The organism is Bacillus sp. EE-W1 (genome assembly GCF_009760835.1).
In the GTDB taxonomy this organism is placed as follows: Bacteria; Bacillota; Bacilli; order Bacillales; family Bacillaceae_G; genus Bacillus_A; species Bacillus_A wiedmannii.
Window position 1 is genome coordinate 596,937 of record NZ_WIPE01000074.1, and the last position, 12,971, is coordinate 609,907.

Below are 12,971 nucleotides of genomic sequence, written 5' to 3' on the forward strand. Positions count from 1 at the left end.
CACCTCTAATCATAAATTTATAACATCATTCATATTGTTTAGGAGAAAGCTGTTACGAAGGAGGGATGAAACATTGAACATAGGAATTATAGGGACAGGGAACATGGGGAATATACTAATCGACGCATTTTTAGAAACCCGTGCTGTCAAACCTTCGTGCCTTACAATGATTAATCGAACGCCCGCCAAAGCATATCATATAAAGGAAAAACACCCTTCTGTTCATATAGCCAAAACTATCGATGAGGTAATCAAACGATCACATCTTATTTTTATTTGCGTAAAGCCGATAGATATATACCCGATCCTACAAAAATACGCTGAACATTTTTCTGATGAAAAGTGCTTAGTTTCTATCACAAGTCCAATATCTCCGTCACAATTAGAGACGCTTGTACCTTGCCACATTGCACGTATCATTCCGAGCATTACAAACCGCGCCCTGTCTGGCGCATCACTATTTACATTTGGAAGTAAATGCTCTGAAGAGTGGCAACAAAAGCTATTTCGCCTATTCAAAAACATTTCTACTCCTCTTATGATAGAAGAAGATATAACGCGCGTTTCATCTGATATAGCAAGCTGCGGCCCTGCATTCTTTAGTTATTTATTACAATGTTTCATTAACGCTGCTGTAGATAAAACAAATATTACACATGAAGAAGCCACTACTTTAGTAAGTGAAATGGTCGTTGGAATGGGGAAACTACTTGAAAAAGAGATTTTCACATTGCCTACTTTACAAGAAAAAGTATGTGTTAAAGGCGGCGTTACAGGAGAAGGCATTCGTGTTTTAGAAGAACATGTTGGGGATATGTTTCATAAATTAATTGAGCGGACACACGAGAAATTTGATGAAGATTTAAAATGCGTCGATCAGCAATTCAATAAACACACATAATAAATACGTCATCGTCATTCCAAATCCTTTTTATAAATACTTACTTTTTTACATTACATTTTCACTTAAACTAGTATTTTCACACTTCACGTATATCATCTTCTTATTATGCTAGAACTAAAATTACAACTTCTTTACAAAACAAAAGCAACCTTCTCGGTTGCTTTTGTTTTACCCGTTTTTCTTCGCCATGAAGAAAATACGCTCTGTTTGTTCTGTAACTTCAAGTCGCTCAAAGTCACCAGTGACGCGAAGCACGGTAAAACCAGCTTCTTCAAGCCATTTCGTTAACTCTTCGACCTGATATGCACGTTGCACGTGACATTCGTCAAAACGATGGTACACATCTTCTTCTGGGTCTTGAACAAAGAATGTTAAATCATGTTCTACACTATTTGATTCTTCACCAGGGAAGCAATTCCAAATAAGAGATATTTCTTCTCCATTCACTGTGTATGTTTCATTTTGAAATACATGATGTATTTTATATAAAGAATGTACATCAAATAAAAACAAACCATCTTGACGTAAATGGTGAAACACTCTTCGAAATGTTTCTTGCACTCCATCTTCTTGCAATACATAGTTTAATGAATCACAAAAGATCGTTACACAGTCAAACTCACCTGGAACGTCAAGCTCTCGCATGTCTTGTTGGTAAAAAGGAATAAAGTATCCTTCTCCGCCTAGTTTTTGCTGAGCGACCGTTAACATCTCTTCTGAAAGATCGACACCGATTAAATCGTAACCCTTTTGTACAAGCGGAAGTGTTACATTACCAGTACCGCATGCTACATCAAGAATCTTCGCCTCTTTCATATCCGCTTGCTGTAAACTCTCCTCTGTAAATTCCACCCATTTATCATAAGGAACATCATTCATTAGTTCGTCGTACAACAATGCAAATTGTTCGTATTTCATTGGTCTAGCTCGTCTGTAATATCCTCACGTGGCACATCGCCCCAAAGACGCTCTAAATTATAGTGATTACGCTCATCTTTATGGAATACATGAGCAACTACATCTCCAAGGTCAACTAGTACCCAGCGTGCTTCGTCAAAGCCTTCCATACGTTGTACGTCGATTTGGAACTCATGTGCTTTTGATTTAATTTCACGTGCAATTGCTTGCACTTGCTTATCTGAGTTACCGTGACAAATAATGAAATAATCTGCAATTGGTGAAATACCTTGCATATTTAGGACAACCATATCTTCTGCTCTCTTATCATCAGCTGCTTTTGCTGCTAATACTAATAACTCTTTATCTTTCATTTACTAATTTCCTCCTTGATAACTGCGTTGTATGTTTGGAATGTTAATGGATAAATCGTTTGATTTTTTTCCATTAAAAATTGAATTGTTCGCTTTAACGCAAATAATAAAGCTTGATTTATATCCGTATATGCGAGTTTACGAGCTTCCTCCACCCCTGGAAACTTTCGCCCAGGCTCAATGTAATCAGCTACATAAATTACTTTATCTAACATCGTCATTTTCTCATGACCACTTGTATGATATGTAATAGCTTGCAGGATTTCAGGATCCGTAATGCCTACTTCTTTTTCTACTAAGTATGCCCCAACAGGTGCATGCCATAACTCTTTGTTATAACAAAGTAAATCTTTCGGCAAATCTTCACTTTTAATAATCTCTTCCATCTCAGAAATCGCTCTACACTTCGCATAATCATGGAATATAGCTGCAACTTCAGCCTTTTTTTCATCCACACCGTATAACTTAGCAAGTTCAATTGCTGTCTCCATTACACCTATTGTGTGTATATAACGTTTTTCATGCATTTGTTGTTTGACAATATGAAGTGCTTTCTCACGATTCATACAACCCATTCCTCTCGATATACACCTGTACTTTTTCAGGAAGTAAATATTTACATGTTCGCTTCTCTTTATATCTCTCACGCAATAAAGATGATGAAACTGCAAACTCCGGAATTTCCACAGTGGTGATAGGATAAGGTGTACGCAATGTATAACCAGGTCTTGCAACCCCAACAAACGTCACAAGATCGAGTAACGCTTCAATGTTATACCACTTCGGTAAATACTCAACCATATCTCCACCAATAATAAAGTGAAACTGCACATCCGGATACTTCTTCGTCAATTGTAACATAGTGTCATACGTATACGATGGGCCCTTCCTGCTTAGCTCTTCTAAACAAATAGAAAAATGTTCCTCTGCCTCAGTCGCAAACTCTAACATTTGTAAGCGATTTTCTACACTTGTAATATTCCGCCCTTGTTTATGCGGTGGAATTTGGTTCGGTAAGAACCATACTTCTTCTAAATTCAAAGCGTGATATACTTCATTTGCAATTAGCAAATGCCCATAATGTGGCGGATCAAATGTACCGCCAATGATGCCAATTTTTCTCAAAAGAAACGCCCCTTCCTTTTACCTACAGTAACTCTCTTCATTCCTATCCGAAGAGAGTTCACTGTTAATAAAAGTTCAATTGGTTTCGCTCTCTACATCATTACGCACTAACGATAAAAAACAGCATATGCTATTCTTTTGATCGCGGAAGTTTAATTTGTTTATTTTCTCTAGATTCTTTGTATAAAACGATTGTACTTCCAATTACTTGAACGATTTCAGCACGTGCGCCTTTTGCAAGTTCTTCTGCAACTTCACGACGATCGAATTCACAGTTTTGTAGCACACTTACTTTAAATAGTTCACGAACTTCTAAAGTATCTGCGATTTGTTTAATCATATTTTCATTTACTCCGCCTTTTCCTACTTGAAAAATTGGTGTTAAATGATGTGCTTGTGCACGTAAAAATCTTTTTTGTTTTCCTGTTAACATATATGTTAGCCTCCAAGCTTTCTTATAACTAATTGTTTCATTCTATCGATATTCGGTACACGCCCTGTCCACATTTCAAATGCAAGTGCACCTTGATAAACAAACATATCAATACCATTTTGAATCATTGCACCTTGCTCTTTTGCCTCACATAAAATTTTCGTTTCAAATGGATTATAAATTATATCTGATACAATCGTCCCTTTTTTTAACGAAGAAATTTGTAATGGCGTATATTCGACGCGTGGATGCATACCTATTGTTGTCGTCTGAATGATAATATCATAATTTCCTTGTTCTTCCGTTGCTTTTTCTAGCGATAAAGCAACAGAATTAACAGTAGCTGTACATGCAGCAATAAGTTCTTTCGCCTTATCTACTGTACGATTAGCTACATCAATCTCTTTCACACCTACATCAGCAAGAGAAAAATAAATAGCTCGACTAGCACCACCTGCGCCAAGCAATAAAATACGTTTCTCCTGAAGTGGTTCACTACTAATTGACTGCAGCGCTCGGACAAAACCAATTCCATCTGTATTGTAGCCAATCAATTTTCCATCCTTATGAACCACTGTATTTACTGCACCAATTTGTTTTGCTAGCGGGTCAATCTCATCCAAATAATCCATAATAGCAACTTTGTGCGGCGTTGTTACATTAAATCCTGAAATACCTAATGCTTTTAAACCTCTTACTGCTTCCCCTAGCACTTCCTCTTTAACAAGAAATGCATGATAATGGGCATCCATATTCAAGTGTTCAAATGCATCGTTATGCATAACAGGCGATAATGAATGTCCAATTGGATTTCCGATTACACCATATAATTGTTTCATAAATCCCTCTCCATATTAAATTAAAGATTTACGTAGCGAAACACTTACTCCTTTTGGTACGTGTGCAACAATTTTTGCTCCCGGTTCGTTCACAGTAACCCATCCTAATCCAGAGAATACAACATCCGTTTTTGGTTCACGAATATTAAATTCGTATTTCACTAGATCTGGCATATTTTCTAATTCTTCTGGTGTTGGCGGGCTTAGTAAATCCCCAGCATGATTTTTATACAATTCATCTGCTTTCTCAAGCTTTGTACGATGGATTGTTAAACGATTCGAGAAGTGACAAGTAAATGCACGACGACCACCACTTACATAATCAAAACGTGCCAATCCACTGAAGAATAATGTTTGTTCTTCATTTAATTGGAACACCATTGGCTTAATTTCTTTTGTTGGTGTAATAAGTTTTAAGCTTTCTTTTCCAACATAATGAGCCATTTGATGGTGGTTAATAATACCTGGCGTATCATATAAAGAAGATTCTTCGTCTAACGGAATATCAATTAAATCAAGTGTTGTTCCTGGGAAATGAGATGTTGTAATTACATTTTCAGTCTCATCACTAAATTCTTTAATCATACGATTAATAAATGTTGATTTTCCTACATTCGTACATCCAACAACGTAAACATCTTTTCCGCCGCGGTAATACTCAATAGCATCTGCCAGCTCAGCAATCCCTTGCCCTTTCGCTGCACTAATTAAAAAGACATCTTCTGGCTTTAATCCTAGCTGCTTTGCACTATAGCGCATCCAATGCTTTACTTTATCATGTTTTACTGACTTAGGAATTAAATCAGCTTTATTTCCAACAAGTAATACTTTATTATTTCCCACGAAACGATGTAGGCCAGGTAACCAGCTACCATTAAAATCAAAAATATCTACAATTTTAACTACTAGCGCATCCGATTTTCCAATTCCATTTAGAATACGTAGGAAGTCATCATCTGTTAATGATACATCTTGAATTTCGTTATAATGTTTTAAGCGAAAACAGCGTTGACAAATTACTTGTTCTTTCTCTAAAGATGAGGTAGGAGCATATCCCACTTCGTTTTTATCTTCTGTTTGAATTTCTACACCGCAACCAATACATTTAATTGTTTCAGTCAAACTTTATTCCTCCCAGTTAATTAAACCTTTTTTCTTCATATTTCTCATAATTCTTCGTTCAATTTTTCGATTAAAGCGCGTTACTAATCCGTCCGTTTGTGCTACCGGTACAACTAAAATTGTATGAAGTCCCACTCGGTTTCCACCTAAAACATCCGTTAGTAACTGATCTCCAATTACTACAACTTCATCTGGTTGTAAACGCATCTCTTGTATCGCACGCTTAAACGCGCGAACAAATGGTTTACGCGCACTATGAATAAATGGAATACCTAATGGATCAGCAAAGTCTTTCACACGTTGCTCATTATTATTTGAAACGACCGTTACTTGAATACCTTGCTCTTTCATTTTCAAAAACCATTCTTCAAGTTGTGGCGTTGCATTTGGACGATCCCATTCAATTAACGTGTTATCTAAATCAGTAATGACACCTTTAATTCCACGTTTTTTCAAATCTTCTGGTTGAACATGATATACATTTTTCACATATTCATTTGGTAAAAATAGCTTCAATTTCTTTCACCTCTTTGAGGAGTTTTCATAAAAATTTTTCGACAACATATTTCGATATATGACCTGTGGATAAAATTGTACACATTTTCCACATTAATTTTTCAGCTAATTTGGAATTTACTAACAATCTATACACATTTTATCCACCTAGGTATGTGGATAACCACTCGTTTGTGACTGTCATATTTTTTTGGTACATTAAATGCAACAACGAATCAATCCTTAAATTATTAGGAGGTGACTCACCTTGAAAACAAAATATATGGAACAGTTGTCTACTGAGTTACTCACTGAGTCTTATTATAAAGCAAAAGAACTAAAATTAAATCCCGACTTCATTTTACTTATAAAACAAGAAATGATTAGACGCTCATTAGAGGACAAGCTTGTCAAATCGTCTTGATTACATATAAAGTGAAATTTTAATGAGCTAACTTGTAAAAAGAGCCATCCTGCGATGGCTCTCGAATAAACAAGTACTCCCATCTAGGGAATTTCATCATTAAGCATCTTTGTCCATAACTCTTGCTTACAGTTATAAAATGTTTTCTTTACTTATGAGCCGAACGAGTAGCAATTTTTTCACCAAGACGAAGCTCTTGTCCACTCTTCAATTCCTGCACTACTTCTATCATATCTTTTTCAAACAATAACACAACTGTTGAGCCAAATGTAAAGTATGCCATTTCTTCACCTTTTTGAACAGTGTCTCTTTCATGCAACAGCTCAATACTATTAACAAACATAGCTCCTACTTTTACAAGTGCCATATGTTCACCGTCACTATTTACTTCTGTAACAGAGCGATAATTTTTTGACAATGGCTCTTTCCCATATTCCATACCAGCTGCATTTACCGGATATGACTTTCTACCAAGTACAAACCTTTCAGTCACAGAACCAGAAAGCGGACTATGAATACGATGATAATGACTTGGGCTTAAATAAATAACCATGTATGTACCACCTGCATATCGCTTTGCACGTTCTTCATTACCTAGCATATCCACGATTGAATAACGCTTACCTTTAATATCAAATGTTTTTGTGTCCTCAATAGGACCGTGAGCAGCAAAAACACCATCAACAGGACTAACGATACTCGATGCATCTGTATCAACACTACGCTTTCCTTCTTTTAGCTTACGCGTAAATAATTCATGCAATGTTCTATATTCCTTCAAACCCTTTTCCATCTCATCTTGGTTAATTTGAAAAACTTTCGCATACGATGGAATAATGATAGAGCTCAAACGAGATTGTGCAAATTTACGTAATATATAAGAAGTAAAACGACCATTTGTAAGTTCGATCATAAGTCGATATAATGTACGTCGCAAATTGCGAAACCTCCTAATCAGTCTATAACTTTAGCTTCCCCTTCTTTTCCTTCTATATCATATGTAAAATTGGTTCTTATTCCCACATATCATATAGAACTGTTTCATTATACATGCGGAAAACTAAGTATGGTATTATTCTTAAATTGTTTAGCACCCTCTAATATTACAGATAGAATCCGTCATTTTCAACAGTGAACATAGATTTCTTCTGAACACAACTCTTTTTCTTTCCTTATTTACAAAAAGAAAAGCAGCCCATTTTAAAATATGGCTGCTTGCAATGTACATTATTCTTTCGCTTTTTTCTCTTTCTCAGCTCTTACAAATTCATGGAACATTTTCATTAAAGCGCGCTTTTCAATTCTTGATACGTAGCTTCTGGAAATACCAAGTGCCTTCGCAATCTCTCGTTGCGTTTTCTCCTTATCAAGCCCCAGTCCAAAACGCTTCACGATTACTTCTTTCTCTCGTTCGTCTAAAATATCGATATACTCTTTAATCTTTTCTAACTCCATACTAAGCTGAATCATATCAATTACATCTTCAGACTCTGATTTTAATATATCGATAAGCGATATTTCATTCCCCTCTTTATCTTGCCCGATTGGATCATGAAGTGAAACGTCTTTTTTCGTTTTTTTCAGTACACGTAAATGCATTAAAATTTCATTTTCAATACAGCGTGCTGCATACGTCGCAAGTTTTGTGCCTTTTCCTGCCGAATAGCTCTCGATCGCTTTAATGAGCCCAATTGTACCAATTGAAATTAAATCTTCTGCATCTTCCCCTGTGTTTTCAAATTTTTTAACGATATGAGCTACAAGCCGTAAATTATGTTCAATTAACAGATTTCTCGCTTGAGCATCACCTTGCTCCATTAACTCTAAGTACTTTCTCTCATCGTCTGATGATAACGGCTGCGGAAACGCATTATTCTTCACATAAGAAACAAAGACAAACACTTCTCGAACCATATATCCAATTGCGGCGAATAGACTCAAACCTTTCACCTCCGCCAAAATAGTGGTCTTTACTATGTGTATGTGGGCGTGAGGTTGTTTGTGTCTGTACTAAGCAAATATGGAACCCTTAACTTATTGGAGAACTAAATGAACCCTATCGCTTGGATTATATTTTCATTATATTATAATTTACAAAGTGCAAAAAATTAGAAAGAGGTGTTTTCATGCCATACTCAACTGTAAAAATCAGAAACTCTATCGTACTCATTTTATCACTCTTCCTACTTTCAGCCTGCGAACAACAAAATACAAATACACAAACTGATAACAACAAAAAGGAAACTGTGACAACAAAAGATAATACAAACACCGAAAACAAGAACAAACCCGAAGAACAGGAAAAAGCTAAAAATCAAACAAAAACTAAAAACCAAGCAATGCCTGAAGATCCAGTAAAACCTGAAGAACAGACAAAAATTAAAGAAAAACAAGACAACGCTGCAAATATAAACATAACAGCAAGCAAGGCTAAAGAAATCCTCATCCGAAAATTCGGAACATTAGATAAAAATGAAGTTACATACAATCTTCTACCTAGTGAAAGCTCGGCAAAAAATAAAATTAATAATAAACTGGGTACTGATTACTATACTTTCACGCCTCAATTTGATAATTATCGTGCTGATTTCACCTTTTTCTGTTCATAAACAAACAGGAGAAATTATTGTTAATGGGAGTGACGGTAGCACATTAACTGAATCAGAATTTAAAAATACACAAGAAAATCAACAAGTTAATAAACAAACTGGGAAACAATCGAATGAACCAATAAACAAACCCGCCGATATTACTACATTCACAAGTGAGGATGCCATAAAAATCTTAGAAAAAACGATGGGACCTCAAACAGCTCAACTACACTATGGCGCCACAACTGAACCTATCGGAATAATCAACGGAATTAAACTATACGATGTTTTCTATGCACATGGAGAGGGCGAACGCCAACGCGTTTACAACTTTGCAGTAGGTTCGGATGGAAATATATATGATTGGTATGAAGCTCAAAAAGGCGTACTTAAAATCCACTAATATCTCTTATTCATATAACTAAAAGCCAATCGAGATTCTCGATTGGCTTTTCATAAAACTATTCACTCCAAATCTTTTCCCCCGTATGCGCATCAATATAACGAATTTCTCGACTACAATCAAAGGATTCTTTATAATTTTCATCCGTCGTTTGTTTATACAGTAGTTCGTAGTTCGTTTCCTCTACGTCATTTTCTAAAAACCATTCTAAATTAACTCGCATGGCCCCTCTGTATATTGCTAACGCTTTTTCCTTTTTTACTTTTGGTGTTGTTTCGTATGTAAGCAATTCTTTTATAAGGTTGCTAGACTCTCCGGAATAATGCACCACAGCCCCATTTCCCGCATTGATATTAACCATAAATTGCTTATACTCTGCCGGAATGCCATTCACATATACGGAAAAGGTAAATCTTTCAATCCCATCTTCTGCTTCTTCACGTTCTTCCCAAAGACGTAGATATTGTGTGACATCTGGAATAACTTGTTCCAAAAATTGAAGTGCTTTTTGTAAACATTCCTCTCTAGGAAATATTTGCTTTACTTCTTTATCGTCTGTCAGTTTTATAAAACCAGTTAATTCATTGGTAGATTTATCAACCGTAATGCCAATTAAATTATTATATTTTAACATCGGTAAATGCTTTTTAAAGAATTCATTCATTAAATATGGATTCTTTTCTTCTTTCTGTTTTTGTAATTCCTCTTTCAGAACAAATTTCATTCTTATTTCATCATCATTTTCCGTCTCAGCTACTTTTGTAAAATTTTCTTTATTCCATTCAAACAAATCGAATATATCGTCTGGCCGGCTACCTTTTTTCGGTTTTTCAACAGCTACAGTTGAAGGCAATTTATAATGATCGGGCCCAAATAAATCTTTACCTGTACTTGCATTAATAAACGTATGACTAGGTTCTGGTTCATATACAAGATGATTCCCTGTTACTTCTTCTCCATTTTCATACTCACATGAAGAATGTGTTAAATCTACAAATACAAGTCTCATATCTTGTCTAGCTTTCAAATTTTCTAAAACGACGTTCTCCTCAACAAATTCACTTGGCCATAACGGTTTTTTCTCGATAGCTTTTTGTCCATTATAACGAAAATGCACAACATTCCCTGAAGGATGAACTCGCACAACACACCCTGTATTCGGCAATGGATAGCCATTTACTTCTTGCATATAATTTACTTCTTTCCGACCACGCCTGTCGTCCTTAACCGTTACATATGTATAAAATTCATATCCTTCTTTTGTATATTTTTTTAAGAATGCATTTGCAATCTCTCTTGCTTTATTCTCTCCTATCGCTTCCTTACCACTCGAACTCGAAAAATATTTTTTATCATCTATACTAAATTCGATTAAATTACCAGTATGTCTATTCAGCGTAATTTGTATCGTTCTCTCCTCATCCTCTTTATGTTCCCACCATAATAGATGATATGGGGCATCCACACCTTCTTGATCATCTACGACAAGCCTATAATCATCTGAAATGTCAATAATATGAGCCACTTGCCCTTTTCCTTCTTTATCTTTTTGATTCATCATACCTCTCCTTCATTACAATTTAAGGTAATTATAACAAATAAAACTAAATGGCTATAAACAAAAAAGACTAGAGATATCTCTAGTCTTCTACTTCGTCTCACGATGTAGCGTTACTCGCTTTAATCGTGGACAATATTTTTTTAGTTCGATGCGCTCTGGATTGTTTCGTTTATTTTTTTTAGAAATATAATTACGATCACCGCACTCTGTACAAGCCAATGTAATATTTACACGCATATGTAATTCTCCTTTCTTTCAAAGATCGCAAACTAAAACGTAATGATTACGATTTATATGTTATATAAGTTTATTCTATTTGTCAATTACAAAAAAAGACAAAAATCTGAAACAATTAGTTCATACGAAATTCACACGAATCTATTACTATAAGAATTGTACATAGTGAATTTATTAACAATCACGTTTATTCATATAGAATCTTACTCGAAAGGAGTTGAAAGTATGAAAACTAAATATCGTTTTATGATCTCCTCATTTGCTGCTTGCGCTTATATGCTTTGGTATTTAGTATAATAACAACCTCACTTGTAAATAGGAAAAGGTGTGTATATAAATGGAATATAATCAATCAACAGTTAACTACTGGAAAGCTTTTGTACTACCATATACATTTGCTTTAGAAGAGTTAAAAACTAAATTTGAAATTATGAACCGGGAAGCTCAATTTTTAGAGGATTACAACCCGTTTGAACATATAAAAACAAGATTAAAACAACCTGAAAGTATTATTAAAAAGCTTGAACGTAAAAATTTATTACCGACAGTTGAGAATGCGCAAACACATTTACAAGATATCATCGGCATTCGTATTACATGTTGCTTCGTAGAAGATATTTATCATTTAAAAGAAGTCATTCAAAAGCGTGAGGATATGGAAATCATAGAAGTAAAAGATTATATCGCTAATCCAAAGGGAAACGGATATAAAAGTTTACACATGATCATTAAGTATCCTTTATCACTGAGTTCTGGTACAAAAGATGTATTTGCAGAAATCCAGTTACGTACACTTGCTATGGACTTTTGGGCAAGTTTAGAACATAAACTTTATTATAAATATGAAGGGAAAATACCTGAGTATTTAAAAGATGAACTACATGATGCGGCAATGAAGGCTGAAGATCTTGATAATAAAATGGCAACAATTCGCCAAGATATTGATGATATCGAAGCATGTTCAAATCAAATTCTATTACCACTATAAAAAGGTTCTCTCCAATGAGAACCTTTTTTATTTCGCTATTTACGGGCAGTAAGACTCCCTGATTAAAGTTTCACTTTATTTCTTCCCTATCGTGCGAACCTCTTCAATTTTCCAGCCATCTTCTTCTTTTCCAAGCGCATACTGTACATTTTTCTGAAGAGTGACCTCCCCATCTATTTCCTTTTCCTTTGTTTCAACTACAACATACCCTGCTTTACTAGCTTTCATGTCTATATGTTCCAATTCAATTTTCTTATTTCCCTTTTGAAAAGCGGCTTCTTTTTGTGTTTTTAAATCTTCAGCACTAGGCATCTTCTTTGAGAATAACTCCATATGTTCAGCAAGATTTTTTTCATTTGTCGTCCGTACAAATTTCTCCATAACATCTTGAATCGATTTCTCTTCTTCTTTCGTTATTTGTACCTTTTCCTCAGTTTTTATAATAGTAGATTTTTGTTCTATATGATTCTCCTTGGATTGACACCCGACTAGCAATACTACAACTATTAGAAGGGATCCTATTCCCATGAAAAAAGCCTTCATCTTTCCCATCTCCTAAAAAGAAAAGTGAGGCATTT

Annotated in this window: 18 protein-coding genes; 5 read left to right on the forward strand and 13 right to left on the reverse strand. The window is 35.1% G+C overall.

Features of this window, described 5'->3' with window-relative positions; all coding sequences use genetic code 11:
• Window positions 1-73 precede the first annotated feature (73 nt).
• Window positions 74-901, forward strand: coding sequence for a late competence protein ComER (gene comER / locus GFJ36_RS22425; protein WP_088064433.1), 828 nt, complete (start codon window positions 74-76; stop codon window positions 899-901).
• Window positions 902-1,072: 171 nt separating this feature from the next.
• Here comER and GFJ36_RS22430 read toward each other — a convergent pair whose 3' ends face one another.
• The 8 genes from GFJ36_RS22430 to GFJ36_RS22465 form a co-directional block, all read right to left on the reverse strand.
• Window positions 1,073-1,822 (reverse strand): class I SAM-dependent methyltransferase, encoded by a 750-nt coding sequence (locus GFJ36_RS22430; protein WP_000873069.1) that lies wholly within the window; start codon window positions 1,820-1,822, stop codon window positions 1,073-1,075.
• The gene (gene rsfS / locus GFJ36_RS22435; protein ID WP_000653210.1) at window positions 1,819-2,175 is read right to left on the reverse strand and encodes a ribosome silencing factor; all 357 of its coding nucleotides are present in this window, start codon (window positions 2,173-2,175) and stop codon (window positions 1,819-1,821) included. The genes GFJ36_RS22430 and rsfS overlap by 4 nt, the downstream gene beginning before the upstream one ends.
• Window positions 2,172-2,741 (reverse strand): bis(5'-nucleosyl)-tetraphosphatase (symmetrical) YqeK, encoded by a 570-nt coding sequence (gene yqeK / locus GFJ36_RS22440; RefSeq protein WP_001078363.1) that lies wholly within the window; start codon window positions 2,739-2,741, stop codon window positions 2,172-2,174. The genes rsfS and yqeK overlap by 4 nt, the downstream gene beginning before the upstream one ends.
• Window positions 2,731-3,300, reverse strand: a complete 570-nt coding sequence (nadD, locus tag GFJ36_RS22445) for a nicotinate-nucleotide adenylyltransferase (RefSeq protein ID WP_060488253.1) — start codon at window positions 3,298-3,300, stop codon at window positions 2,731-2,733. Before nadD ends, yqeK begins: the two co-directional genes overlap by 11 nt.
• A gap of 130 nt (window positions 3,301-3,430) precedes the next feature.
• The gene (gene yhbY / locus GFJ36_RS22450; RefSeq protein ID WP_000955225.1) at window positions 3,431-3,733 is read right to left on the reverse strand and encodes a ribosome assembly RNA-binding protein YhbY; all 303 of its coding nucleotides are present in this window, start codon (window positions 3,731-3,733) and stop codon (window positions 3,431-3,433) included.
• 5 nt (window positions 3,734-3,738) lie between these two features.
• Window positions 3,739-4,572: a shikimate dehydrogenase gene (gene aroE / locus GFJ36_RS22455; protein WP_087985266.1), complete on the reverse strand. Its 834-nt coding sequence runs from the start codon at window positions 4,570-4,572 to the stop codon at window positions 3,739-3,741.
• Window positions 4,573-4,587: 15 nt separating this feature from the next.
• Complete coding sequence (yqeH, locus tag GFJ36_RS22460) at window positions 4,588-5,694, reverse strand: ribosome biogenesis GTPase YqeH (RefSeq protein ID WP_088064435.1); 1,107 nt, start codon at window positions 5,692-5,694, stop codon at window positions 4,588-4,590.
• Between the two features lie 3 nt (window positions 5,695-5,697).
• Window positions 5,698-6,210 carry a YqeG family HAD IIIA-type phosphatase gene (locus tag GFJ36_RS22465; protein WP_000765310.1) on the reverse strand — a complete coding sequence of 171 codons (513 nt, stop codon included), beginning with the start codon at window positions 6,208-6,210 and terminating at the stop codon, window positions 5,698-5,700.
• A 247-nt stretch (window positions 6,211-6,457) separates the two neighbouring features.
• On the opposite strand from GFJ36_RS22465, the gene sda reads away from it, so the two are divergent.
• Entirely contained in the window at window positions 6,458-6,613 is a 156-nt protein-coding gene (gene sda / locus GFJ36_RS22470) for a sporulation histidine kinase inhibitor Sda (protein ID WP_000853283.1), read from the forward strand.
• Between the two features lie 148 nt (window positions 6,614-6,761).
• Here sda and GFJ36_RS22475 read toward each other — a convergent pair whose 3' ends face one another.
• Both GFJ36_RS22475 and sigK read right to left on the reverse strand, forming a co-directional pair.
• Window positions 6,762-7,550: a phosphatidylserine decarboxylase gene (locus GFJ36_RS22475; RefSeq protein ID WP_097889597.1), complete on the reverse strand. Its 789-nt coding sequence runs from the start codon at window positions 7,548-7,550 to the stop codon at window positions 6,762-6,764.
• Window positions 7,551-7,840: 290 nt separating this feature from the next.
• The gene (sigK, locus tag GFJ36_RS22480; protein ID WP_000051382.1) at window positions 7,841-8,554 is read right to left on the reverse strand and encodes an RNA polymerase sporulation sigma factor SigK; all 714 of its coding nucleotides are present in this window, start codon (window positions 8,552-8,554) and stop codon (window positions 7,841-7,843) included.
• A gap of 185 nt (window positions 8,555-8,739) precedes the next feature.
• Here sigK and GFJ36_RS29870 point away from each other — a divergent pair, with 185 nt between their 5' ends.
• Entirely contained in the window at window positions 8,740-9,222 is a 483-nt protein-coding gene (locus GFJ36_RS29870) for a hypothetical protein (RefSeq protein WP_242016029.1), read from the forward strand.
• Entirely contained in the window at window positions 9,194-9,607 is a 414-nt protein-coding gene (locus GFJ36_RS29875; protein WP_242016030.1) for a hypothetical protein, read from the forward strand. The genes GFJ36_RS29870 and GFJ36_RS29875 overlap by 29 nt, the downstream gene beginning before the upstream one ends.
• Before the next feature lie 58 nt (window positions 9,608-9,665).
• Here GFJ36_RS29875 and GFJ36_RS22490 read toward each other — a convergent pair whose 3' ends face one another.
• Both GFJ36_RS22490 and rpmG read right to left on the reverse strand, forming a co-directional pair.
• On the reverse strand, window positions 9,666-11,168 hold the full coding sequence (locus tag GFJ36_RS22490) for a YcdB/YcdC domain-containing protein (RefSeq protein ID WP_142314806.1): 1,503 nt from the start codon (window positions 11,166-11,168) through the stop codon (window positions 9,666-9,668).
• 87 nt (window positions 11,169-11,255) lie between these two features.
• A complete protein-coding gene (rpmG, locus tag GFJ36_RS22495) occupies window positions 11,256-11,405 on the reverse strand; it encodes a 50S ribosomal protein L33 (protein WP_001265617.1) in 150 nt (49 codons plus the stop codon).
• Window positions 11,406-11,742: 337 nt separating this feature from the next.
• On the opposite strand from rpmG, the gene GFJ36_RS22500 reads away from it, so the two are divergent.
• The gene (locus GFJ36_RS22500; protein ID WP_157349737.1) at window positions 11,743-12,393 is read left to right on the forward strand and encodes a GTP pyrophosphokinase; all 651 of its coding nucleotides are present in this window, start codon (window positions 11,743-11,745) and stop codon (window positions 12,391-12,393) included.
• A 75-nt stretch (window positions 12,394-12,468) separates the two neighbouring features.
• Here GFJ36_RS22500 and GFJ36_RS22505 read toward each other — a convergent pair whose 3' ends face one another.
• Window positions 12,469-12,936 carry a hypothetical protein gene (locus tag GFJ36_RS22505; protein WP_088123422.1) on the reverse strand — a complete coding sequence of 156 codons (468 nt, stop codon included), beginning with the start codon at window positions 12,934-12,936 and terminating at the stop codon, window positions 12,469-12,471.
• Window positions 12,937-12,971: the final 35 nt, after the last annotated feature.

Bases quoted from the DNA above. Each gene is read 5' to 3' on its own strand.
- GFJ36_RS22430 (WP_000873069.1), bottom strand. From the start codon at position 1,822: ATGAAATACGAACAATTTGCATTGTTGTACGACGAACTAATGAATGAT.
- rsfS (WP_000653210.1), bottom strand. From the start codon at position 2,175: ATGAAAGATAAAGAGTTATTAGTATTAGCAGCAAAAGCAGCTGATGAT.
- yqeK (WP_001078363.1), bottom strand. From the start codon at position 2,741: ATGAATCGTGAGAAAGCACTTCATATTGTCAAACAACAAATGCATGAA.
- yhbY (WP_000955225.1), bottom strand. From the start codon at position 3,733: ATGTTAACAGGAAAACAAAAAAGATTTTTACGTGCACAAGCACATCAT.
- aroE (WP_087985266.1), bottom strand. From the start codon at position 4,572: ATGAAACAATTATATGGTGTAATCGGAAATCCAATTGGACATTCATTA.
- GFJ36_RS29870 (WP_242016029.1), top strand. From the start codon at position 8,740: ATGCCATACTCAACTGTAAAAATCAGAAACTCTATCGTACTCATTTTA.
- GFJ36_RS22490 (WP_142314806.1), bottom strand. From the start codon at position 11,168: ATGATGAATCAAAAAGATAAAGAAGGAAAAGGGCAAGTGGCTCATATT.
- rpmG (WP_001265617.1), bottom strand. From the start codon at position 11,405: ATGCGTGTAAATATTACATTGGCTTGTACAGAGTGCGGTGATCGTAAT.
- GFJ36_RS22500 (WP_157349737.1), top strand. From the start codon at position 11,743: ATGGAATATAATCAATCAACAGTTAACTACTGGAAAGCTTTTGTACTA.
- GFJ36_RS22505 (WP_088123422.1), bottom strand. From the start codon at position 12,936: ATGAAGGCTTTTTTCATGGGAATAGGATCCCTTCTAATAGTTGTAGTA.